This is a genomic window from Microbacterium proteolyticum (assembly GCF_014192415.1).
Classification (GTDB): domain Bacteria; phylum Actinomycetota; class Actinomycetes; order Actinomycetales; family Microbacteriaceae; genus Microbacterium; species Microbacterium proteolyticum.
This window is the reverse complement of sequence record NZ_JACHXY010000001.1, coordinates 1,127,964-1,150,501: the sequence shown is the minus strand read 5'-3', so window position 1 is coordinate 1,150,501 and position 22,538 is coordinate 1,127,964. Positions and strand designations below refer to the sequence as shown.

20 protein-coding genes are annotated in these 22,538 nt (G+C 70.6%); 10 read left to right on the top strand and 10 right to left on the bottom strand.

Going from position 1 to position 22,538, the window contains the following annotated elements:
* Positions 1-6 precede the first annotated feature (6 nt).
* Together FHS07_RS05330 and FHS07_RS05325 are read right to left on the bottom strand one after the other, a co-directional pair.
* Positions 7-996: a glycosyltransferase family 2 protein gene (locus tag FHS07_RS05330; RefSeq protein WP_183418809.1), complete on the bottom strand. Its 990-nt coding sequence runs from the start codon at positions 994-996 to the stop codon at positions 7-9.
* On the bottom strand, positions 993-2,090 hold the full coding sequence (locus FHS07_RS05325; protein WP_183418808.1) for a glycosyltransferase family 4 protein: 1,098 nt from the start codon (positions 2,088-2,090) through the stop codon (positions 993-995). Before FHS07_RS05325 ends, FHS07_RS05330 begins: the two co-directional genes overlap by 4 nt.
* Positions 2,091-2,195: 105 nt before the next feature.
* Between FHS07_RS05325 and FHS07_RS05320 the strand changes: the two genes are divergently transcribed.
* From FHS07_RS05320 to FHS07_RS05300, 5 genes are all read left to right on the top strand, one after another.
* Positions 2,196-2,885 carry a Pr6Pr family membrane protein gene (locus FHS07_RS05320; RefSeq protein WP_183418807.1) on the top strand — a complete coding sequence of 230 codons (690 nt, stop codon included), beginning with the start codon at positions 2,196-2,198 and terminating at the stop codon, positions 2,883-2,885.
* 140 nt (positions 2,886-3,025) lie between these two features.
* On the top strand, positions 3,026-4,159 hold the full coding sequence (locus FHS07_RS05315; protein ID WP_183418806.1) for a glycosyltransferase: 1,134 nt from the start codon (positions 3,026-3,028) through the stop codon (positions 4,157-4,159).
* Positions 4,156-5,439: a hypothetical protein gene (locus FHS07_RS05310; RefSeq protein WP_183418805.1), complete on the top strand. Its 1,284-nt coding sequence runs from the start codon at positions 4,156-4,158 to the stop codon at positions 5,437-5,439. The genes FHS07_RS05315 and FHS07_RS05310 overlap by 4 nt, the downstream gene beginning before the upstream one ends.
* Positions 5,436-6,710: a lipopolysaccharide biosynthesis protein gene (locus FHS07_RS05305; RefSeq protein WP_183418804.1), complete on the top strand. Its 1,275-nt coding sequence runs from the start codon at positions 5,436-5,438 to the stop codon at positions 6,708-6,710. The genes FHS07_RS05310 and FHS07_RS05305 overlap by 4 nt, the downstream gene beginning before the upstream one ends.
* Positions 6,707-8,197, top strand: a complete 1,491-nt coding sequence (locus tag FHS07_RS05300) for an O-antigen ligase family protein (RefSeq protein ID WP_183418803.1) — start codon at positions 6,707-6,709, stop codon at positions 8,195-8,197. Before FHS07_RS05305 ends, FHS07_RS05300 begins: the two co-directional genes overlap by 4 nt.
* On the opposite strand, the gene FHS07_RS05295 is transcribed toward FHS07_RS05300, so the two are convergent.
* From FHS07_RS05295 to FHS07_RS05285, 3 genes are all read right to left on the bottom strand, one after another.
* Positions 8,126-9,472 carry a polysaccharide biosynthesis tyrosine autokinase gene (locus FHS07_RS05295; RefSeq protein WP_183418802.1) on the bottom strand — a complete coding sequence of 449 codons (1,347 nt, stop codon included), beginning with the start codon at positions 9,470-9,472 and terminating at the stop codon, positions 8,126-8,128. The genes FHS07_RS05300 and FHS07_RS05295 overlap by 72 nt on opposite strands.
* A 335-nt stretch (positions 9,473-9,807) precedes the next feature.
* Positions 9,808-10,809 carry a substrate-binding domain-containing protein gene (locus FHS07_RS05290; RefSeq protein ID WP_183418801.1) on the bottom strand — a complete coding sequence of 334 codons (1,002 nt, stop codon included), beginning with the start codon at positions 10,807-10,809 and terminating at the stop codon, positions 9,808-9,810.
* 41 nt (positions 10,810-10,850) lie between these two features.
* Positions 10,851-12,530 carry a glycoside hydrolase family 13 protein gene (locus FHS07_RS05285; RefSeq protein ID WP_183418800.1) on the bottom strand — a complete coding sequence of 560 codons (1,680 nt, stop codon included), beginning with the start codon at positions 12,528-12,530 and terminating at the stop codon, positions 10,851-10,853.
* 174 nt (positions 12,531-12,704) lie between these two features.
* On the opposite strand from FHS07_RS05285, the gene FHS07_RS05280 reads away from it, so the two are divergent.
* Positions 12,705-13,229, top strand: coding sequence for an adenine phosphoribosyltransferase (locus FHS07_RS05280; RefSeq protein WP_183418799.1), 525 nt, complete (start codon positions 12,705-12,707; stop codon positions 13,227-13,229).
* 66 nt (positions 13,230-13,295) lie between these two features.
* Here the strand turns inward: FHS07_RS05280 and FHS07_RS05275 are convergent, their stop codons facing one another.
* From FHS07_RS05275 to FHS07_RS05255, 5 genes are all read right to left on the bottom strand, one after another.
* Positions 13,296-13,799 (bottom strand): GNAT family N-acetyltransferase, encoded by a 504-nt coding sequence (locus FHS07_RS05275; protein WP_183418798.1) that lies wholly within the window; start codon positions 13,797-13,799, stop codon positions 13,296-13,298.
* Between the two features lie 159 nt (positions 13,800-13,958).
* Entirely contained in the window at positions 13,959-15,143 is a 1,185-nt protein-coding gene (hpxO, locus tag FHS07_RS05270) for an FAD-dependent urate hydroxylase HpxO (RefSeq protein ID WP_183418797.1), read from the bottom strand.
* Between the two features lie 8 nt (positions 15,144-15,151).
* A complete protein-coding gene (gene uraH / locus FHS07_RS05265; RefSeq protein WP_183418796.1) occupies positions 15,152-15,472 on the bottom strand; it encodes a hydroxyisourate hydrolase in 321 nt (106 codons plus the stop codon).
* Positions 15,469-15,996, bottom strand: a complete 528-nt coding sequence (gene uraD, locus FHS07_RS05260; RefSeq protein ID WP_183418795.1) for a 2-oxo-4-hydroxy-4-carboxy-5-ureidoimidazoline decarboxylase — start codon at positions 15,994-15,996, stop codon at positions 15,469-15,471. The genes uraH and uraD overlap by 4 nt, the downstream gene beginning before the upstream one ends.
* Positions 15,997-16,316: 320 nt before the next feature.
* On the bottom strand, positions 16,317-16,988 hold the full coding sequence (locus FHS07_RS05255; RefSeq protein ID WP_246383115.1) for a helix-turn-helix domain-containing protein: 672 nt from the start codon (positions 16,986-16,988) through the stop codon (positions 16,317-16,319).
* A gap of 159 nt (positions 16,989-17,147) precedes the next feature.
* Here FHS07_RS05255 and FHS07_RS05250 point away from each other — a divergent pair, with 159 nt between their 5' ends.
* From FHS07_RS05250 to FHS07_RS05235, 4 genes are all read left to right on the top strand, one after another.
* On the top strand, positions 17,148-18,869 hold the full coding sequence (locus tag FHS07_RS05250; RefSeq protein WP_246383114.1) for an NCS1 family nucleobase:cation symporter-1: 1,722 nt from the start codon (positions 17,148-17,150) through the stop codon (positions 18,867-18,869).
* On the top strand, positions 18,866-19,771 hold the full coding sequence (locus FHS07_RS05245; protein ID WP_343054609.1) for an aspartate/glutamate racemase family protein: 906 nt from the start codon (positions 18,866-18,868) through the stop codon (positions 19,769-19,771). Before FHS07_RS05250 ends, FHS07_RS05245 begins: the two co-directional genes overlap by 4 nt.
* 51 nt (positions 19,772-19,822) lie before the next feature.
* Positions 19,823-21,157 (top strand): allantoinase AllB, encoded by a 1,335-nt coding sequence (allB, locus tag FHS07_RS05240; protein WP_221189121.1) that lies wholly within the window; start codon positions 19,823-19,825, stop codon positions 21,155-21,157.
* A gap of 170 nt (positions 21,158-21,327) precedes the next feature.
* Positions 21,328-22,461: an acetamidase/formamidase family protein gene (locus FHS07_RS05235; RefSeq protein ID WP_183419412.1), complete on the top strand. Its 1,134-nt coding sequence runs from the start codon at positions 21,328-21,330 to the stop codon at positions 22,459-22,461.
* Positions 22,462-22,538 lie beyond the last annotated feature (77 nt).

Below are 22,538 nucleotides of genomic sequence, written 5' to 3'. Positions count from 1 at the left end.
GCGCACTCACAGCGACCGGGAGAAGGCCTCCCGGTCGCGAGTGAGCGGTGCGCGGCGCAGTGCCGACGCGTAGATGCCGAAGCGGCGGATCTGCGCGGCGGCGGCCTCCGGGTCATGGCGACGTCGAGCCGCCGCGCGGAACCACCACAACCGGCCGTACATCCCCGCCAGCACGATCCCGCGCCACAGCTGCTGTTGCAGACCCGTGCGCGCCATCCGCCACCCGTACAGGTCGAAGAGATTCACGATCCACGCCGTGTTGACCGACCCCTCGACGCCGCTGGACGACCCGCCCAGAGCGTGGTGCGCGCGCTCGCCGGCGTCGACGATCACGCGAAGCCCCGCAGCGCGCAGGCGCAGGCAGAACTCCACGTCCTCGGCGTACATGAACCACCGATCGGTGAGGCCCCCTGCGCGGCGCCACACCTCCCGGGGCACCATGAGGCATCCGCCGCTCACCCAGTCGACGTCGCGCACGCCCTCGCGGACGTCGGCGGCGAACAGGTAGTGACCCTCGAGGGCGCTCCAGCGGCGGCCGAGGCGCGACAGCCCCGACTGATGCAGGAACATCCGGGTCATGGTGGGAGCGTGGCCGGCGGCGAGGATGACGACCTCCTCGCCTTCGTTCTCGAGGACGGGCGAGGCGGCGCCGATCGACGGATCCGAGTCCAGCAGCCGTGACAGGCGCGCGACACCCTCCGACGAGATGCGCGCATCGGGGTTGAGGAGCAGCAGGTGGCGGCCCGAGGCGTGAGCTGCGGCGAGGTTGACCGCCCGTGAGAACCCCGCGTTGGAGTCGTTCTCGATCACGCGGACCCACGGGTGGTGTTCGCGCAGCACGGCGACGGTGTCGTCGGTCGAGAGATTGTCGACCACGATCACCTCGGTCCGGTCCGGGGGCGCGCCGTCGCGGGTGAGCGCATCGAGGCACGAGCCGATCACACCGAGGCTGTTGTAGGTGACGATCACGATCGAGACAGCCGGTCCTGGGCTCATCGCGCGCCCTCCAAGATCGCCGCGCGCATGCGATGCACCGCGTTCTCCCACGTGTAGTGCTCGAGCACCGCCGAGGCGTCGACGGGCGGTCGGGGCGCCGCCATCAGAGTCGAGAGGGCTGCCGTCACCGCCGCGACATCGCGCGGATCGACGAAGGTGGCGCGATCGCCCAGGATCTCGCGGAACACCGGGATGTCGCTGGCCAGCAGCGGGGCGCCGGTGGCCAGCGCCTCGAGGGTCGGCATCCCGAATCCCTCGTCGAGGGTGAGGAACAGGAAGAGAGCGGCGTTCTCGTAGAGCCAGCGCAGCTCCTCGACGTCGATGCGCCCCATCAGGCGCACGGAACCGTCGGCGAGGGCGGCTTCCACCGAGTCGGGAAGTGACGCGCCCAGGCCCGACTTCTCTCCCACGACCAGCAAAGGGAACGTCGGCGTGGCGACGCCAGACTCCCGCGCGGCGCGGATGGTGGTGGCGAGGTTCTTGCGGGCGTTCAGTCGGCCGACGGTGAGCAGGAACCCGTCGACGTCTCCCAGATCCGTGGGTCGGCGGGGCGTCGCGTTCTCGAACGAGCGATTGAGCCCCAGGCCCACCGCGGTCGCCGTGGTCGCAGCCGACGTCCGCGTGATGCGCTCCGCCTCCGATGCGGTGCTGGTGAGCACGACGTCGGCGCGGCGGATCGTGGCGGGCATCAGCGAGAAGTACGCCCGTTCCGCACGGGTGAACCATTGCGGATCGGTGCGGAACAGGAAATCGTGCACGAACACCGCCGAACGTCCGTACAGCGGCGTGAAGTTGTGGGCGATGGTGACATCGGGCCGGAGGCGCGCCGCCCGGAGCGCCAGCCCCAGGATGACACCGACCCCGTGCGGTCGTATCCCGGTTCCAATCACGCGCGCGGAATGTCCCACCTCCCGCTGCACCGTGGCGACGTCGCTGTTCGGAACGCTGATAATTGCCGAGTCATCGGGGAATTCTCGCAACCAGGCGAGAATGAACTCCCGCTGGACTTCGCGATTAGCCAGAGGGCCGTCAATCCACCAACTACCATCGAAGAGCACCTTGAGGCTGCGCCCCGGTGATTTGTCGTCGGGCATAGAACCCCTGTCTCGAAGGCGATCTCGGTTTGTCAGACAGACTGTACCGAACGCTGAGAACGCAACCGTCCGCTGCAAGGCGCGCGATACACGTCAGGAGAATAGTTGGCATCCCACCGAGTCATCGCTTTCTTGCGCTGGGCGATCGCCGCGACGGGAGCGGTGACCGTGGGCATCGCCATGAGCACCGCGCAGACCGCGTCCGGTTTCGAGGCCACCGCGGATTTCCTGAGCTCGGTCACGGCCCAGACGAACATCCTCTCGATCGTCGCCTTCGTGATCGCCGGCGCCCACGCCTGGCGTCGCGGCGGGCGGGTCGCCGGTCGTGCCGGGGGGCGGGGTCAGGACGTCCTCGCGCGTCGTGCCGCGTGGATCGCGCTGATGCGCGGTGCGAACGTCGCGACGCTCCTCGGTATGTCGGTGCTGTTCCTGGGCATCTACGGGCCCGTCGTGGTCACCGACCCGGCCCAGCTGAATCCGACCTCGGTGTTCCTGCACGTGGTGATCCCCGCTCTGGCGGTGATCGAGTGGATCGTCTTCCCGCCGGAGCACCGCGCGACTATCCGCGGCGTCTTTCTCGTGATGGCCTTCCCCGTGCTCTGGTTCATCTTCACGAATGTGCGCGGTGCGGTGACCGGACGGTATGTCTATGAATTCCTCGATCCATCCGGACCGAGCGGACCGCAGGGGCCCGCGGCTATGACCGTTCTCATCCTCGCCTGCTTCTTCCTCGTCGGCGTGGTGGTATTCGTTACACAGCGGTCGCGCAGATTCCGTCCGCCGACGATATATTGAGCGCCGACGCCATCTGAGAGTGGAGTGGCCGCATTCGCACGCGACCCGGCCGTTTCGTTTCCTGTCCGGGGGTCGACGCGTGGGACATTCCTGTCGCAGTCTAGAGACCAGTGGTGCGTTTTCATCGGGGGGATAAAGGCTTGAGTAAGTCTGTCGCAATCATCGGGACCCGGGGATACCCGAGCTACTACGGAGGCTTCGAGACGGCGGTACGCCGTCTGGCTCCCTACCTGGCCGAACAGGGGTGGGACGTCACGGTCTACGGCCGTCGGGGGACGACCGTCGACGATGATCCGGACCTCGACCCGCGGGTGATCCGGCGTATCACCCGCGGGGTGGAGACGAAGTCGCTCAGCACGCTGTCGTACGGATTGACGGCGAGCCTGGATGCGGCACGGAGGAAGCCCGACGTGGCTCTCGTGCTGAACTGCGCGAACGGGTTCTGGCTGCCGTCGCTGAAACAGCGAGGCGTCCCCACCGTGGTCAACGTCGACGGCATCGAGTGGGACCGGGCCAAGTGGGGTCCTGCCGCGAAGAAGGTGTTCCATCAGGGGGCGGTCTGGACCGCCCGCTACGCCGACCGCATCGTCTACGACGCGAGCTCGATCGAGACCCGCTGGCGCGAGGAATTCGGCCGGGACGGCGATGTGATCCCCTACGGCGGTGACGTTCCGCCCGACTACCCGGTCGAGCCCGGGCTCAGCCACCGGGGCTACGCACTGCTGGTGGCCCGGTTCGTGCCCGAGAACACGGTGCCGGAGTTCATCGAGGCCGCGCGCCGCATCGCGCAGACGAGAGACGTCGTCATCGTCGGTTCGTCCGGCTACGGCGGTCCGATCGACGACGCCGTCGCCGCACTCACCCGTTCCAACGCTCGCGTGCGATGGTTCGGCCACGTCAGCGACGATCGCCGTCTGCACTCGCTCTGGCAGCACGCCGGTGCGTACTTCCACGGGCACAGCGTGGGCGGCACCAATCCTGCCCTCGTGCAGGCCATGGCGTGCGGCGCCCCGGTCGTGGCTCGCGACACCGTGTTCAACCGGGAGGTGCTCGACGGCGCCGGAGTGCTGGTCACCCCCGACCCGCATGACATCGCCGCGACCGTGCTGACGTTGATGGACGATCCGGACCGCCAGCAGTCCCTCTCCGAGTGGGCGCAGCGGCGCGCGGAGGCGGCCTACTCGTGGGAGTCCGTCCACGCCGCCTACGAGCGTTCACTGCTCGCCGCCATCTCCGAACGGCGGTCCGTGTTCGCCGGCGCGGGACGCGCATGACCGGGTTGCGGAACCTCGGCTACGACGACCTCACGATCTGCTACGTCCTCGGCCCCCTCGTCGATCTCACCCCCGAGAGGGCGCTCGCCGCGCTGAAAGACGTGCTGCGCTCCCCGCGCGGCACGACGCTGTTGCGCCTGCGCACCCGTGGACGACGGTGGAAGCATGTCGACCGGCCCACGGCTCTCGCCGCCAGCGGGCATGCGCTGGAGACGGTGGGGACGGTCCTCGACCGCGCGTCCTTGGCTGCGCGCGTTCTCGACACGGTGTTCGAGTCCGGTGAGCTGCCGGTGCGCCTGTTCGTCAACGACGGGATGCTGGCCCTGGCACTTCCGCACAGCCTGTTCGACGGCACCGGAGCCACCGCCGTCGTGAGCCTGGTCATGGAGAAGCTCGGCGCCCCGGGAGCGGACGAGATACCGGCCGTGCCGTGGGCGAAGGCGCCTCTGCGCGCGGCGACGAAGAAGTTCGGTCTGCACGGGGTAGCCGGCATCCGTTCGGCGCGGCAGACCTTCCGATCGCTGACCGCGGAGACCGAGACCGGATACCAGCTCTCCGAGACGCTGACCAAAGCGCAGTCGACCGAGCGCACACGAATGGTGTCGATGGTGCTGACGCCCGACTCGGTGCGCACGATCGCGCTGACGCCCGAGAAGGCGGTCGACGGACGCCGCCCGGCACGGCCGCCCCTTTCGGTGAAGACGGCGAGCCTCGTGCTGCGCTGTCTCCGCGAGAGCGAGCGCGAGGACGTGGACTTCCGCGTCGTGGTGCCCGTCGACGCCCGCCGTTGGGTGGCGAAGGGGTTCGATGCCGAAGGCAACTTCTCCCCGTCCGTACCGATGGGGCGCCTGCTCGTCGACGACTGGAGCGCGACGGCCCTGGCCGAGCGCATCTCGGCGGCGAACAAGTCGGGCGTGCCGATCGCCTGGCTGCTCGCGACCACTCTGATCGCGCTGAAGAGCGCCGTCCGACACCCCCGCGCGGCGCGGCGCTCGAGCGAGGCGACCCCGCGGGTCCCCTTCGAGATCCACGTCTCGCTGCCCACGACCGAGGTCGCCGTCACCGAAGAGCTGATGCCGCGCGTGGAGGCCGACACCTTCGTCGGGGGCATGCCGGCGCACCGGCACCTGCCCCTGGGGGTGTGGGTGGAGATCGCACCCCTCCGGGACTGCCTGCACGTGATCGTCCGCGACGAGACCGATGTCTTCGACCTCGACGGATTCGACCGACGGCTGCACGACATGATCGCCGCGACCGCAGAGGCGAGGAGGCGTCCGTGAGCGCTGTGATGCGGGTGTTCAATTCACCGATGACGATGCTCGGGTCGCGGCTGTCGGTCGCGGCGTTGGGGCTGATCAGCGCGCCGCTCATCGCGCACGCGCTGGGCCCGAGCGGCCGTGGCGAGACGGCGTCGGCTCTGGCCGCCATGTATCTCGTGCCGATCGTGCTGGCATTCGGGATGCCGTTCGAGGTGCGCCGACGCGTCCTCGCAGACGGGGGAATGGGAGCCGTGCGCACCGCTCGTCGGTTGGCCCTGTTGACGGTGGTCCCCGCGGGGCTGCTGGCGTGGCTGGCCGTGTCCACCCTGTTCTCGGGATTCGACACCGGCGCCGCGGTCGCGGTCGTCGTGGCGTTGGCCTGCACGCCGCTGATGGTGTGCTGGATGATCGACATCGGCGTCGTGGGCGCGCAACGGCGCTTCGGGGCGGTCGCCCTCCTGCAGGCGACCCAGCCGATCGTGTACGTCGGCGGCATCCTGGTCCTGGCGTTGATGGATGCCATGAGCGTCGCCGGCGTCATCTGGGCGAACGTCATCGGATCGGCGGCGACCGCCATCCTCGGCGCGATGCTCAATCGCACCCACCGCGCCGAGCCGGTGCCGTGGCGGCCGTTGCTGCGCGGCAGCTCGACCTTCTACGGGGCGCAGGCCTCCGACGCGGCGTACCAGCGGCTCGACCAGGTCTTGATGCTTCCCTTGATCGGCTCGCACGAAGCGGGCCTGTACTCCGTCGCGGTGACCATCGGGACCCTTCCCGTCTTCCTGGCCCACGCGGTCGCGGCACCCGTCTTCTCCGACATCTCGCACTCGAGCGGCCGAGCGCGCGTCCGCGCGACGGGTGAGGCGATCCGCTCGGCGTTCGTGGTCGGGCTGGCCTCGGCGATCTTCCTCGCGGTCGTCTCCCCCTGGGGCGTTCCGCTGCTCTTCGGCGCGGCGTTCACCGACGCCCTCCCGGCGGTGATGTTCGCCATCCTCGGCTCGCTGTTCGTCGTCGTGGCCGTCAGTGCCGGTGAAGTGCTCTCGGCGCAGAACCTGGGTGTGCGCCTGACGATCGCGCAGGGCTCGGGACTCGTCACGTGCCTCGTTCTGCTGTTCAGTTTGGGCCCGATCTTCGGCGCCAACGCCGCGGCGATCGCCAACGCGAGCGGTGTCGTCATAGCGTTGACCGTGATGCTGCTCTCCATCCGCCCCCCGGTCCGCACGATCGTGCCGCGTCCCTCCGACGCGTTGCTCGTCGTGCGCCGCCTCACCGGTCGAGGCGGCACGATGTGACCGCAGCCACGACAGTCGTGCAGGCGGGCCGGGCGGCGCTCGGCGCCCGCGTCATGTCGGCGATCGCGCCGCACGGCTGGTCGAGGCTGGGGGTGTTGTGGCTCGGCATCCTGCTCCTGGCGTTCGTGCTGCCGGCCAACGGTGTGACCTCGGCGTTCTTGCAGGGGTCGGCGGCCACGGCGTTCGGCGCGATAAAGGACGCCCTCCTCCTCGGCCTGTTCATCCTGGTGATCCTGACGGGGCGGATCCGCCGCGTGCCCGTCCCCATCGTCGTGATCGTGCTCATGATCGTCTCGCTGGGACTGGTCTCCGGGGCGTGGACGTCGAGCTTCACCCAGGCGGCGTACGGGTGGCGCAACGATTTCCTGCCGTTCCTGGCCCTCATCGTCACGCCGGCCGTGCTCGATCGCCGCCACGTGCCGATCCTGGCGACCGTCTTCGTCGTGGTCGCGCAGATCGCCGCGATCACCACGATCGTGACGTGGAGCCAGGGGTTGAAGTGGCTGTTCACCCTCGGGGTCTTCCCGGTGCCCGAGGGCGAGCCCTTCCCCTCCTCCCTCTTCGTCGCCGGCAGCATCGTGCCGCGCGGGTTCAGTCCCTACACCGCTCCCAACGAGAGCGCGGCGGTGGCGACGATGATGCTCGCCGTGCTGTGGACGCGCCCGCGCTGGCCCCTGTGGCTGAAGGCGGGTCTGACGGTCCTGCCGCTCGTGGCCATCTACCTCACGCAGTCGCGCAGCGGCTACCTCGGCCTCGCTCTGCTCGCGGCCGCCCTGGTGTCGTGGGCGATCTTCCGTGCGCGTCCCGAGATGACGTGGGCTTTCCTGACGATCATGGCCGCCGCCGGTATCGCGGGCATCACCCTGTACCTCTTCATCGACAAGGTCGTCTCGCATATCGCCGACCCGTCACTCATCGGACATAGCGACAGCCTTCTCGAGAACATTCCGTTCCTTATCACCCACCCGTTCGGATACGGATTGGGAATGGTCGGGCCGCGCGCCCTGAATTACTCGAGCGACGCAATCTTGGTGGAGAGCTTCTTCCTCCTCCTCGCCATCGAATCCGGCATTCTCGTGATGCTGTTGTTCGGCGTGCTGTTGGTGTACCTGTTCCAGGGCGGCGTGCGTGCGCGCACGCTCGACGGCTTCCTCCCCGCGGCGGTCATCGCCGCCTCGGTCGTCAGCTTCACCGTGCTCCCGACGCTCCAAGAAGGCCCGGTGGCGTACACCCTGTGGATCCTCTGCGGCATGGGTGTGGTCGCCGCGCGTGCCGGCGGGCCCTCCCGCCCGGTGGCGCGCAGTGCCATCGAGCGGGTCGACGGCCCCTCGACGCCGATGCCGACAGCCCCCGAGACGGGGGCGGCGACGCCCGACGGCGCTCCTTCGCGCCGACGCCGTGCCCTCGCGGGCGCGTCAGGCGAAGGGGACGATGGGCGCCGCGGGAGCCGGCGAAGCCTTCGGGGCGCGGGAGACGACGGCGCCTAGCACGTCACTGCGGACCGTGCGCAGCCGGTCGGTCGCCGTGGAGATGTCGGCCGCACCCGACACGCCGACGCCGGCCACGAGCAGAGTGGCATCGGCCAGCTTGCTCAGCAGCACCGCGTCGGTGGCCGTCAGCACTGCGGGCGAGTCGATGAGGACGTGGTCGAACCGTCGCGCCAGCTGAGACAGCACGCGTTCCATGGCGGCGGTGCCGATGAGGTTGCTCGGGTTGGCCGCCGTTCGGCCGGCCGGAAGCACGCTCACGCCCTCGGCGGTGCGTGCCAGGGTGGCCCCGTCGGGGAGTGCCGCGCTGTTCAGCAGGTGGACCAGGGTGGGCGCGCCACGGGGCGTCCGGAAGACGTCGCCCATCACCGGGGAACGCAGGTTCGCGTCGATGACCAGCACGGAACGGCCGACCTGGGCCATCGAGGCCGCCAGGTTGGCGACGACGACGCTCTTACCGTCGCCCTCGCGGGGCGAGGTCACCAGCAGGACGCGCGACACCGCGGGCGTTCCGTACAGCAGGGTCGTCCGCAGCATCCGGAACGACTCGGCCGCGGGGCCGTCCTCGTCCACCAGGGTGGGTCCCTTGCGCAGGGTGGCGTCGTACGGGACCGATTCGACGACGGTCAGGTCGGTGTGGGTGGTGATGTCGGCTGCCGAGTGGATGCGGCCGTCGCGCAGGTGGCGGAGCGCGATGATGCCCACGCCGAGGATGAGTCCGGTCGCGCCGCCGATGAGCAGGTAGACCCCCAGGTCGGGGGTGAGGGGTGCGTTCGGCACCGGGGTGGACTCCAGAAGGCGCAGGTTCACGCGGCTGGGGCCGCCGTCGGAGGTGCCCTCGAGCTCACGGACGTACTCGGTGAGGCTGGTCGCCACGGTGTCGGCGATCTGCGCTGCGCGTTGTCCGTCGGCGTCCACGACGTCGATGGTCATGATGGCCGTGTTCGGCATGGGCGCGGCGGTGATCTCGGCCGCGAGCTCGCTCACGGTCATGTCGAGGTCGAGTTCGGCGATCACGGGCTCGAGCACGGAGGCAGAGGTGGTGAGGGCGACGTACGAGGGGACGCGCGCCGCCGCGCTGGTGAACGAGGCCCCCACGTCGGTGCTCGACTGACTCGAGACGGTGCTCAGCGACACGAGCACGGTGGTCTGAGCCCGATACTCCGGAACGGCGGTGACCGTGACCGCTGCGGCCGCCGCCAACCCCACGGCGACGAAGATCGAGATGGTCAGCCAGCCTTTGCGAATCAGGCGTCCGTATTCGCGTATCCCCACGTGTGCGACTCCTGTCGATTCGATGATTCGTATACGCATCGAATGACACGCAGTCGGATCTGGCAGAACGGGCCGGAACTTCCCATAATTATGTCGCACGCCAATGCGGAGACCGTTTCATTGAAGGCAATTCGGGGGAATACGACGCGAATTGGACACACGGCGCGCGCACCGCGCGTGTCCGGTCCGGTCGTCGGCCCGGCGCGGCAGGTCGGCGGCACCTCGGGCGGCGTCGTGCGATCGACGGTGCCCCGGTGAGGCAGGTGGCACCTCGCGCGGCGTCGTGCGATCGACGGTGCTTCGCTCGGCGTCGTGCGGGGAGGCCGCCGGGCGGATCAGCGCCTCGGGGGCGCGGTAGAGCCGCGGTCGACCAGCTCGAACGGCAGGGTGCCCAGGCCTCGGGCGGGCCGGGCGCCGTCGAGCGCGTCCAGCACCACCTCGGCGGCACGTTCGCCCTGGCCGCGCGCGAACTGGTCGATGCTGGTGAGCCCGAACCAGCGGCCGAGCTCGTGCCCGTCGACGCCGATGATCGACACGTCGTGGGGTACGTGCAGACCGAGCTCGCGCGCGGCGAGGATCGCCCCGATCGCCATCTCGTCGGATGCGGCGAACACAGCCGTCGGGGCATCGTCGGTCGAGAGCAGGCGGGTCGCCGCGCGCGAGCCTCCGTCGATGGTGAAGTCGGCCGGTTCGACGCCGTGCGCCTCGATGCCGGCGTCGGCGAGCCTCTCCTCGAAGCCGCGGCGTCGGAGGGCCGGTACCGACGAGGCGGCGGCCGCCACGGCATCCGCCCCGATATGGGCGAGGCGGCGGTGGCCGAGTTCGAGCAGGTGCGCGGTCGCCAGCCGCCCCACCGCGAGATCGTCGACGGTGAGCGTGGTCAGCAGGGGGTGGGGTCCGGCGATCGCGACGATCGGCACGTCGAGTCCGCGCAGCGACGCCGACTCCTCGGCATCCAGCTCGAGGGCGACGGTGATGACGGCGTCGATGCGTCGTCGCCGCAGGTGGTCGTCGAAGACGCGGCGCCGTTCGGTCGGGTCTGCGCTCACGCTGTAGAGCGTGATGTCGTAGCCGCGGCGCACGAGCGCGTCGGAGATGCCCGCGAGGACAGTGCTGAAGAACCACCGGTCGAGGAACGGCACGACGACCCCGACGGCCCGCGCCCGCCCGGTCGCGAGGGCCGACGCGGCCGCCGACACCACGTAACCCAGTCTCGCGGCGGCGGCCAGCACGCGTTCGCGCGTCGCGTTCGAGACCGAGCCGCGCCCGCTCAACGCCCGCGAGACCGTGGCCGTCGACACTCCCGCTGCGCGGGCGACGTCGTCGATTCCGGTCACGGTCTCGCGTTCTCGGGGGAGCGGGGTCGGATGCGGGCCGCTCAGACCGCGGCGACCCAGACGGTGGTGTCTGTCGGAATGCGCGTGCCGTCGAGCGGGCCGCTGGCGGCCACGACGTCGCCCTCGGGCAGCTCCACCGCGTCGTCGCCGAGGTTGGCGATCACGACGAGACCGCGGTTGCGCAGCGCCACCACGTCGTCGCCGAACCCGTCGAGCCACTCGATCTCGCCCGCACCGAGGTTTCGGCTGCGGCGCTCGGCCAGCAGCACCCGGTACAGCATGAGCGTCGAGGCGGGGTCGTCGACCTGCACGTCGTGCGCGAGCGCGGCCCACTCGGCCGGCTGCGGCAGCCACGACGCGCCGGTGGAGTTGAAGCCGTACGCGGGGCCGTCGGCGGTCCACGGGATCGGGACGCGGCAGCCGTCGCGGCCGTAGCGCTCGCCGTTCGTGCGGAACCACGTCGGGTCCTGACGGGCGTCGTCGGGCAGATCGATGACTTCGGGCAGGCCCAGCTCCTCGCCCTGGTACAGGTACGACGAGCCCGGGAGGGCCAGCATGAGTGCTGTCGCGGCGCGGGCGCGGTGCAGACCCTTCACGGGATCGGGCTTGCCGGGGGAGTCGGGACCGATACCCGCGCCCTGAGGGTTCTCGGCGGTCAGTGCGAGGCGCGAGGCGTGGCGCACGACGTCGTGGTTCGACAGCACCCAGGTGCTCGGGGCGCCCACGGCACCGTACTCGGCGAGCGACTCGGCGATCACGGCGCGGAGGGCCGCGGCATCCCACTTCGTCTCGAGGTAATGGAAGTTGAACGCCTGGTGCATCTCGTCGGGGCGCACCCACAGGGCGGTCTGCTCCACGGTGGGCAGCCAGGCCTCGGCGCACAGCGCGCGGTCGCCGTCGTACGCGGCCAGCACCTCGTGCCACTCGCGCCACACCTCGTGAACGCCGGGCCGGCCCCAGTACGGCACCTCGTCGGCGTCGCCGCCCATGGAGCCGCCCTCGGGGTCGGGCGTGAAGTCGGGCAGGCCCTCGGCCTTGATCAGGCCGTGCGCGACATCGACGCGGAAGCCGTCGACTCCGCGGTCGAGCCAGAAACGCAGGATGTCGCGGAACTCGGCGCGCACCTCGTCGTTGGTCCAGTCGAAGTCGGGCTGCGACTCGTCGAAGATGTGGAGGTACCACTGTCCGGGCGAGCCGTCGGCCTCGGTCACACGCTTCCACATGCCGCCGCCGAAGACGCTCTCCCAGTTGTTCGGGGGCAGCTCGCCGTTCTCGCCCTTCCCGTCGCGGAAGATGTACCGCGCCCGCTCGGGGCTGCCGGGGGCGGCCTTCAGCGCCTCTTGGAACCACACGTGCTGATCGCTGGAGTGATTGGGCACGAGGTCGACGATGACCCGGATGCCGCGCTCGTGCGCGCCCGAGAGCATCTCGTCGAAGTCGGCGAGGGTGCCGAAGATCGGGTCGACGTCGCGGTAGTCGGCGACGTCGTAGCCCGCGTCCTTCTGCGGCGACGTCTGGAAGGGGCTCAGCCAGATGGCATCCACTCCCAGCGTCTGCAGGTCGTCGAGGTGCGCGGTGACCCCGGGGAGATCGCCCAGGCCGTCGCCCGACGCATCAGCGAACGAGCGGGGGTAGATCTGGTAGATGACGGCGGTGCGCCACCACTCCGAGCCGGGTGCCGAGGCGAGGTCGGCGCGCGCGTCCTCCTGCGTGAAAGTCATGCAGCTACGTTAGTGCAAGCGCTTGCACCCCTGTCAATCGACATCCGCGCCCCCCCCCCTTCCTCGTTGAGTGTCCACAACACGCCGCATCCCGGGTCCGTGTGCGGCGTGTCGTGGACACTCGACGGGGGGAAGGGCGGGGGAGGGGGCAGAGCGCGCGATTAGGCTGAGCGGGTGCCTGACGCCTCTGCCCTCGCCCGCGCTGAATCGCTCATCACCAGCATCCCCGACTACCCCAAGCCGGGCATCGTGTTCCGTGACATCACGCCGCTGCTGACGGATGCCGCGGCCCTGCGCACCGTCGTCGAAGCGCTCATGGAGCCGTTCGCCGGCCGGATCGACGCCGTCGCGGGCGTCGAGGCGCGTGGGTTCCTGTTGGCGGGGGCCGCGGCCATCGTCGCGAACGTGGGGCTCATGCCGATCCGCAAGGCCGGCAAGCTGCCCCGCCCGGCGGCGTCGATGTCGTACGACCTCGAATACGGCTCCGCGCAGATCGAGATGCACGACGACAACGCCGACGGCGCCCGCGTGCTGCTGCTCGACGACGTGCTCGCCACCGGCGGAACCCTCCGCGCCGGCCGCGACCTGCTGCAGGCCGTCGGCAGCGAGGTCATCGGCATCGCGACGCTGCTCGAGATCGACGGCCTGGGCGGCCGCGAGGCGCTGGGCGGCGACGTGCACGCGGTCTTCCACGTCTGAGCGGCGACCCCGCTCGGGAGTGGTGCGCTCCACCGCCCCCGTCGCCTCTCGGCGCAGCGGGACTCGTCAGAGGTCGAACCCGAATGCCAGCAGATCGAGAAAGCGCCCCGGTGCCACCTCGACCGGGTGCTCGCGCTCGGGCAGCCGGTGGAAGCCGAGCTTGAGATAGAGCGCGTGTGCACCGAGCATCTCGGCGTCGCTGTTCATCACCACGCGCTGCGCCCCGCGGTCACGGGCCAGCGAGAGGACGTGCCGTGTGAGCGCCTCACCGACGCCACGGCCGCGAGCCGACGGGGCGACCGCGAGCTGACGGAAGTCGATCTCCCCCTCGGCCGCAAGGGGGGACAGGCGCTCCCCGGGCCGCGGCGTCCACACCGTGCCCACGAGTTCGCCGCCCTCGAGCGCCACCCACACCTCGCCCTGGGCGACCCGGCCTTCGACGTCGGCGAGCGAGTCGAGGTAGTCCTCGTTGAGGCCCGCGTAGCTGTGCCGATAGGCCCCGGCGGTGAGCCGCCCGGCATCCGCGTACTCGTCCGGGGCGACGAGGCGGATGGTGAGGGTGGGGGTCATGGCATCCATTCTGCGACGCGGGTGCGTGCTCCGACTCGGGCGGGTCCACGCTCCGCACCGCGGAGTCCGGCTCCGGGCGGCGGAGTCTGCGCCAACGGCGAGCCCACCCGTGCCCGACCGGAGGGTCTCCGGCCGAGGGGCGGAGATGGGGTCAGCGGGTCAGCGCAACACGCTCGCCCCGAGCTCGACCGGACTGCCCTCGATGTTGCCGACGATGCCGCGGATGACCCCGCTGCCGTCTTCGCGGCGCAGGCCGTCGTACCAGGCCTGCGTCGCGTCGAGGTCGAAGGCGTGGGTCTCGTGCGCGCGCTTGCGGGCGCGCAGCACGAGGTCGCCCGCCCGCTCCGTGCGGATGCGTTCGTAGCGTCGGAGGGAGTCCTCGACTCCCAGGGTCGACGTCGCGAAGACGATGCCGAGGGCGAAGCTGTCCTCCAGGGCCGAGCAGGCGCCCTGCCCGATGTCGGGCGCGGTGTTGTGGGCGGCGTCGCCGAGGATCGCCACGCGTCCTCGCGCCCACGTGTCGAAGGGGTCGATGTCCCAGATCTCCACGCGGTTCAGCGACTGGTCGGGGTCGATGCCGTCGAGCAGCGCCCGCACGCCCGGTGCGCCCCACGACCCGAACGCGGCCTCGAGGGCGGCCATGCGGTCCTCGACCACGCCCGACGGGCCCGGCACGTCGACGAAGAAGTAGAAGCGGTCACCCGCCACAGGCATGACGGCGCAACGCTTGCCGTCGCCGACGTAGGTGGTCCACTGATCGAGCGGCCCGATCCGCTCGTCGGCCTTCACCAGGCCGTTGTAGTTGACGTAACCGGAATAGGACCGTTGCGGACGGATGCCGGTGGGCTCGGTGACGTAGTCGCGCACGAGCGAGCGCGCCCCGTCGGCCCCGATCAGCAGGTCGGCGGTGTCGGTGGAGCCGTCGGCGAAGGCGGCCGTCACGGTCCGCCCGTCGTCGGCGACGGCGACCAGCTGCTTGCCGAGGCGGATGTGCGCCGAGCCTACGGCATCCATCATCATCTGCTGCAGGTCGGCGCGGGCGACGGGGTAGGGCCGCTGGCCGGTCTGCTCGGTCACGGGGGCGAGGCTGAAACGGCAGAGTTCGTCGCCGGTGTGCCCGTCGTAATAGGCCATGTCGTCCATCTGCCCGCCGAGGGCGGCGACCTGCGGGCCGAGGCCGAGCCAGTTGAGCACCTTCACGCCGTTGGACCACAGCGACAGCGCCGCCCCGACCGGGCGGTTCTCGCGCATGCGGTCGTAGACCACGACCTCGTGGCCGAGCTTCTGCAGGGCGAGGGCGGCGGAGGTTCCGCCCACGCCGGCGCCGATGACGATGACCTTCATGACGCTCCTCAGCTGCCGCGGTAGGTCGAGTAGGCGAACGGGCTCAGCAGCAGGGGCACGTGCAGGTGCGCGTCGCCCGAGACGGTGAACGCCACCGTCACGACGGGGTGGAACGAAGCGACGCCCTTCGCGCGGAAGTAGGCGCCGGTCGCGAACGTGAGCGCGTAGTCGCCGTCGTCGAGGCGCTCGGGGCCCAGGGCGAGGCGGCCGTCGGCGTCGGTGGTGGCCGCCTCGATCGTCGTGCCGTCGAGGGGGGCCAGCGTCACGGCGACGCCGGATGCGGGCGTGCCGGTGGTGGCATCCAGGATGTGGGTGGTGACGTGGGTCATTCCGCGGCCTCCGGTTCGGCGGGTGCGTCGTCGGCGAAGGTCGTCCGCAGCCGGAGCAGGGCGATCTCGGCGAGCTGACGCGTGGCCTCGATGGTCTCGGCGTCGGAGTCGTTGCCGAGGCGGCGCTCCAGTTCGGCGCGCATCTCGCTCGGTGTGCGGCCGGCGGCGCGGATGAGGAACACGCGTCCGAACCGCTCCTCGTACGCGGCGTTGCCGGCGGCGATCGCGGCGACGTCGTCGTCGGCGGCGGCGGACATCGAGCCTTGTTCCCGACGGGATGCCGCGGCCTCGGCGCCGTCGCCCGAGACCTTCCCGCCGATGCGGGGGTGGGTGTGGAGGGCGGCCTCGAGGTCGGCGGGCGACCACGTCGAGGCGAGGTCTGCGGCGTAGGCGGCGAGGGCGTCGACGTTCGCGTACGGGCGGCCGGCGACGACGGCGTCGACCCAGCCCGGGACGTCGGCCCAGACGCGGGCGACCGCTGCTGCCTCGGCGGGTGAGTCCGCGTTGAAGTGGTGCAGGTGCATGGGCGCCAGGCTATGCGGTGCGCGTTACGGGGCTGTGGCCCGATGTGTCCGCAATGTTGCTGTGGGGAACATTCCGGACGGCTCCCGAGGCGGTCGGGGTCACTTCCGCGCGAGGGGCTGCGGATCGGGGCGCATTCCGCGCTTTTGCGGCGCGAGAGTCACGCCCCGAGTCTTCTTCGTTTGGGGCGCATTTCGCCTTCTGGGGCGCGAAATTTGCGCCCCGAAGCGCGGATCGCGCCCCAAACCCGAAACGACGCGCGGCCGGGACGCGCGCCTCGACGCGCGGCCCGGAGCCGCACCTCGACGCGCGGGCGGACGTGTCAGGCGTGCACGATCAGCCAGTGCGCGACGGCATCCGTGGTGCCGGTGTTGTGCAGGCGGTGGGGGACCGAGCAGGGGTAGCTGATCGCGTCGCCGGCGCGCAGGACGACGCGCTCGGCCTCGAAGTCGATGGTGAGCTCGCCCGCGACGACCGTTCCGACCTCGTACCCCTCGTGATGGAAGAGGCCGTCGGCGCCGTGGGCGGCGGCCCCGGGCGGGTAGATCGACTCGAAGTAGTCGATGCCCGGTGACGAACCGGGCGTCAGACGGCGGAACGACACCCCGCTGTCGAGAACGATGTCGGCCGTCTGCCCCGCGCGCTGCAGCGTGAAACCCGAGGGGCCGGCGGGTTCGACGGGGCGGTCGGATGCCGGGTCGAAGGCCGCCACGAGCGGAACGCCGAGGGCGTCGGTGATGGCGATGAGTCGCGAGACGCTCGGCTGCATGACTCCCCGCTCGATCTGCGAGACGGCGCTGGGGGAGATGCCGAGGGTCTTGGCGAGGGCACGCGCGGAGATGCCGCGAGACTGACGCAGGTCGCGGATGCGTCCACCGACCGACGCCTCGGCGGGGGCGCTCGAGTCGGGGACTGCGGGCGCGATCGCGGAGCCGGCGCCGGCGGCGTCGGGGGAAGTGACGCGGGCGTCGTCAACGGTGGCGGGCTGCGTCATGCCCCGAGTCTAAGGACGCCTCTCGCGTGAAGGTGTGACTTCACACGCCTGTTACATGAGCGAAACCCGGCGAGCGATGTGAACCCATAACTTCACATCAGAGCTCCACTCCGGCCGCGGACTCCACGTCGTGGCATCCATCGTCCTGAGAGGAATGACATGACTTCGAGCCCGCTCACCGGCCCCCACGATCTCGTGGAGGCTGCCGGCCACCCCCACGGGGGCGGCAACATGCTGCCGCACTACGACGACCGCCTCGCCAACGAGGACCTCGCGCCGCTGCGCAGGCAGAAGTGGTCGAGCTACAACATCTTCGCGTTCTGGATGAGCGACGTGCACTCCGTCGGCGGCTACGTCACCGCGGGCTCGCTCTTCGCGCTCGGACTGCAGTCGTGGCAGGTGCTGGTGGCGCTGATCGCCGGCATCGTCATCGTGCAGCTGTTCGCCAACATGGTCGCCAAGCCCAGCCAGAAGACGGGCGTGCCCTACCCCGTGATCAACCGCGTGGTGTTCGGCATCCGGGGCGCGAACATCCCCGCCATCATCCGCGGTCTGATCGCCATCGCCTGGTACGGCGTGCAGACCTTCCTCGCGGCCGAGTCGCTGAACATCGTGTTCCTGAAGTTCATCCCGGGATCCGCGGCCCTGCTCGACGTGTCGTTCGCGGGGCTGTCCGCCCTCGGCTGGATCTCGTACGCGATCCTGTGGACCGCGCAGTTCCTGCTCTTCTGGAACGGTATGGAGGTCATCCGCCGCTTCATCGACTGGGCGGGCCCCGCGGTGTACCTCGTCATGATCGTGCTCGCGATCTACCTCGTCTCACAGGCGGGCATCCAGAACATCTCGTTCACCCTCTCGACCACGCAGCTGGACTTCTGGGCGTCGATCCCGGTCATGTTCGCCGCGGTCGCGCTGGTCGTGTCGTACTTCTCGGGCCCGATGCTGAACTTCGGCGACTTCGCCCGCTACGGCAAGAGCTTCGCGGCGGTCAAGAAGGGGAACTTCTGGGGCCTTCCGATCAACTTCCTCTTCTTCTCGCTGCTGACCGTCATCACCGCCTCGGCCACCGTGCCAGTGTTCGGCTCGCTCATCACCGACCCGATCGCGACCGTCGAACGCATCGACACCCCCTTCGCGATCCTCCTCGGCGGCCTGACCTTCGTCACCGCCACCGTCGGCATCAACATCGTCGCCAACTTCATCTCGCCCGCGTTCGACTTCTCCAACGTGGCCCCGAAGAAGATCTCCTGGCGTGCGGGCGGCATGATCGCGGCCGTCGGGTCCACCTTCCTCATGCCGTGGAACTGGTATTCCAACGCCGACGCCATCCACTACTCGCTCGGTGTGCTGGGTGCGTTGATCGGTCCGCTCTTCGGCATCCTGATCGCCGGCTACTACATCGCCGCCCGTCAGCGCGTGAAGGTCGACGCGATGTTCACGATGGACACCGCCGGACCCTACTGGTACCGCAACGGCTTCAACCCGAACGCGGTCAAGGCGGTCATCGCGTCCGGTGTGCCGACGGTAGCGATCGCGATCTTCCCGAAGCTCTTCGCCGACCTGGGCCTGTTCGACATCTCCGCGGTGAGCGATTACAGCTGGTTCATCGGCTGCGGATTGGGTTACGTGCTGTTCCTGCTGTTCGAGCGCCTCGACCCCCGCATCCCGACGTTCGACGGCGAGACCGAGGGCATCTCCGACGGCACCGTCGACGCGGTGGCCGCGGACGCGGCATCCGAGGTTCCGGTGCTCGCGCAGACGGCTCGGGATACCGTGCCGGGCTCGGCGCCGGTGCTCGCGAACGACGTTCCGGATGCCGCAACATCGGCGTCCGCGCTCCCGCGACCGACCACGGGACCCTCTCGCGAGGCGCTCGCGTGAAGATCCTGCTGATCAACCCCAACACCTCCCGGGCGATGACCGGGAAGATCGCCGACGCCGCCCGGGACGTCGCCGGACCCGATGTGCTCATCGAGGCCGTGTGTCCCGCCTCCGGAGCCGCCGCGATCGAGAGCCACACCGATGAGATCGCCGCGGCGGCGGCCGTGGTCGAGGCGATCCAGGCGGATCGCGACGGACCCGACCCGGCCGATGCGTACGTCATCGCGTGCTTCGGCGACCCGGGTCTGGACGCTGCCCGCGAGGTGGCCGATGCCCCGGTGGTCGGTATCGCCGAGGCGGCGATGCACCTGGCCGCGGTGTCGGGTCGGCACTTCGGGGTCGTGACGACACTCAGTCGCACGCTGGGCCGGGCCGAGGACCTCGTCACCCGGTACGGCATGGAGCGCGCGTGCGTGTCGCTGGAGGCGACCGGAATTCCGGTGCTCGATCTCGAGGACACGGGATCCGAGGCGGTCGCGACCATCGAGCGATACGGTGCGCGCGCCGCGGCGGACGGTGCCGACGTCATCGTGCTCGGCTGCGCCGGCATGGCCGATCTGTGCGCGGAGCTCACGGCGCGTATCGGGGTGCCGGTCGTCGACGGGGTCGCGGCGGCGGTGGGGATGGCATCCGGAATGGTGCGGATGGGGCTGGGAACCAGCAAGCGCGACGAGTACGCGCGGCCGCCGCGGGTGTGGGGTGTCTCGTCCGGGGTCCGCGGGGGGCCCGTGGTGGCCGGGGTGGCCGGCGTGGCCGGCGGGGAGCGGGGCACGATCTGTGCGCCGGGGTGGACGGGAGACGCCCCGGTGCACGATGAGCGCCCCGCTGCGGCGGTGTCCGGCGCGGCGGTGTCGAGGCGCACTCCTCCTCCCCAGGCGGGCGATCTCGCGGTTTTCGCGTGAATGTTGATGACGGTTACATTCAGGAAATGCGGGGCGCCTAGCGTGAACGACATGAGCACACGGATCGCCGCCCGACGGGTCTACCTCGACGGCGCCTTCAGTCCTGCCACCGTCGTGATCGACGACGGGGTGATCGCCGCCATCGAGCCCTTCGACGCGGCCGCCACCACCGTGTTGCCCGGCGACGCCGTGCTGCTGCCCGGGCTCGTCGACTCGCACGTTCATCTCGACGAACCGGGTCGTACCGAGTGGGAGGGTTTCGCGACGGGCACCGCCGCCGCGGCGGCCGGTGGGGTCACGACGGTGGTCGACATGCCGCTGAACAGCCTGCCCGTCACCACCACCCCCGAGGCTCTGGATGCCAAGCGCCGGGCCACGACAGGAAAGCTCGCGGTCGACGTGGCGTACTGGGGCGGCGCCGTCCCCGAGAACCTCGGATCGCTGCGTGCGCTCTCCGAGGCCGGGGTCGTCGGGTTCAAGTGCTTCTTGTCGCCCAGCGGGATCGACGAGTTCGGACACCTCGACACCGACCGGCTCGAGCAGTGCCTCGCCGAACTCGCCGAGTTCGACGGCCTGCTCATCGTGCACGCCGAAGACCCCGCTCACCTGCACGCCGACGGCGCGCTCGGACCCCACTACAGCGACTTCGAGGCCAGCCGCCCGCCGCTCAGTGAACGTGCCGCGATCCGCCGGGTCATCGATGCCGCGCGTCGCACGGGCGCCCGCGCGCACATCGTGCACGTCGCCGACGGCGGCGCGCTCGACGACGTGCGGGCGGCGAAAGCCGAGGGCGTGCGCCTGACGGTCGAGACCTGTCCGCACTATCTGACGCTCGATGCCGAAGAGGTGCCCGACGGCGCGGGGGCGTTCAAGTGCTGCCCGCCGATCCGCGGCGGCGACAATCGCGACCTGCTGTGGGCGGGCGTCATCGACGGCACCATCGACGCGATCGTCAGCGACCATTCGCCGGCCACCGTCGAGCTGAAGGGCAATCCCGACTTCGGTCTCGCCTGGGGCGGTATCGCGGGGCTGCAGACCGGCCTGTCGGCCGTGCACACCACCGCCCGCGAGCGGGGGCTGGCATTCGAGAGCCTCCTGCCGCTGCTGACGACGGGCCCCGCGCGCATCGCGGGCCTCGGGGGGCTCGGCGTGATCGAACCGGGCGCGCCGGCTCACCTCGTCGCCTTCGCGCCCGACGAGACGTTCGTGGTGGATGCCGCGACGCTGGAGTACCGCAACCCGGTGACGCCCTGGCACGGCAAGACCCTCACGGGCGTCGTGCGCGAGACCTGGCTGCGCGGTGAGTCGGTGTACCGCCGCGGCGCAGCGGTGACCGAGCGCGAGGGCCGCGAGATCCTGCACACCCCCGCGGCGGTGCAGGCGTGAGCGCCGCCGTGGCCGGGGAGCGCGGCTCGGGGAGTGCCGCGGGCGGGACCCACGCCGCGGCCGAGGTCGCTGAGCCCGTCGGAGGGAGCGGACCCCGCGGTGCAGCGGGTGGTGTCGACGAGCTCGGCCACCCTGGTTCGGCCGCGACCGGGCCCGGCACCGCGACGCCGGTGCCGATCCTCCAGCCCGGCGTCGGCGCCGTCCCCGGCGACCATTACCTCCGCGCCACCCCCGACACCGTCCTGTGGGGGCGTCTGCCGTGCGCGCGCGACACCGCCGTGCTCGAGATCGCATCGGGCGCCAGCGTCACGTTCGACACCGTCAGCCACGAGGGGATCCTCGACGACCAGGGCAAAGACCCGGTCGCCTACTTCGCGGCACACGGCGTTCCGCGTGAGCAGGTGCTCGACGACGCCGTCGAGATCGCGGCATCCGTCTCTCGCGACGTGATGGCCGACGGACCCCACGTCGTCGTCGGTCCCGTGCACGTGCGGGACGCCCATCCCGGCGACCTGCTCAAGATCACCGTCGAGACGCTCGTTCCTCGGGTGCCCTACGGCGTGATCTCGAACCGGCACGGCAAGGGCGCGCTCGTGGGCGAGCTGCCGCGCGGCGAGCACAACGTCAGCGTGTTCGCCGCCGTCGCCGAGCGCAGCGGCATCCTGCACGGCACGCTCCCGCTCGTCGAGGGCGGAGAGCCGGTCGTGGCGTTCCCCCTCGCGCCGTTCCTCGGCACGATGGGGGTCGCCGTCGCTGGTCCGGAACGACCGCACTCGGTGCCGCCGGGAACGCACGGCGGCAACATCGACATCAACCTCCTGGTCGAGGGGACGGTCCTCTACCTCCCCGTGCAGGTCGAGGGGGCGCTGGCGTACGTCGGCGATCCCCACTTCGCGCAGGGCGACGGCGAGGTCGCGCTCACCGCTCTCGAGGCGTCGCTGCGTGCCACGTTGCGCTTCGAGGTGATCCCCGCGGCCGCCGCCCACGCCGCGTTCGGCGAGGTCACGGGGCCGCTCGTGCGCACACCCGACTTTCTCGTGCCGACGGGGATGGATCCCGACCTCGATGCGGCGATGCGCGCCTGCGTGCGCTCGTCGCTGGCGCTCCTGCACGGCCGCTGGGGCATGGACGAGCACCTGGGCTACGCCTACCTGAGCGCGGCGACCGACTTCGACATCTCGCAGGTCGTCGATATCGTCTCGGGCGTGCACGCGCGCATCCGCGAGGCCGATTTCGCGGGAGTGCCGTCGGCGGAGCCGGTGGCGCTCGCATCCGTTCCCCTGCCCGAGGGAGGCACCGCATGACCCCCGCCCTGGCCGCCGCGCTCGCCCGCGCCGAGGTCTCCACGTCCTCAACCCCCGTTCGAGTGTCCACGACACGC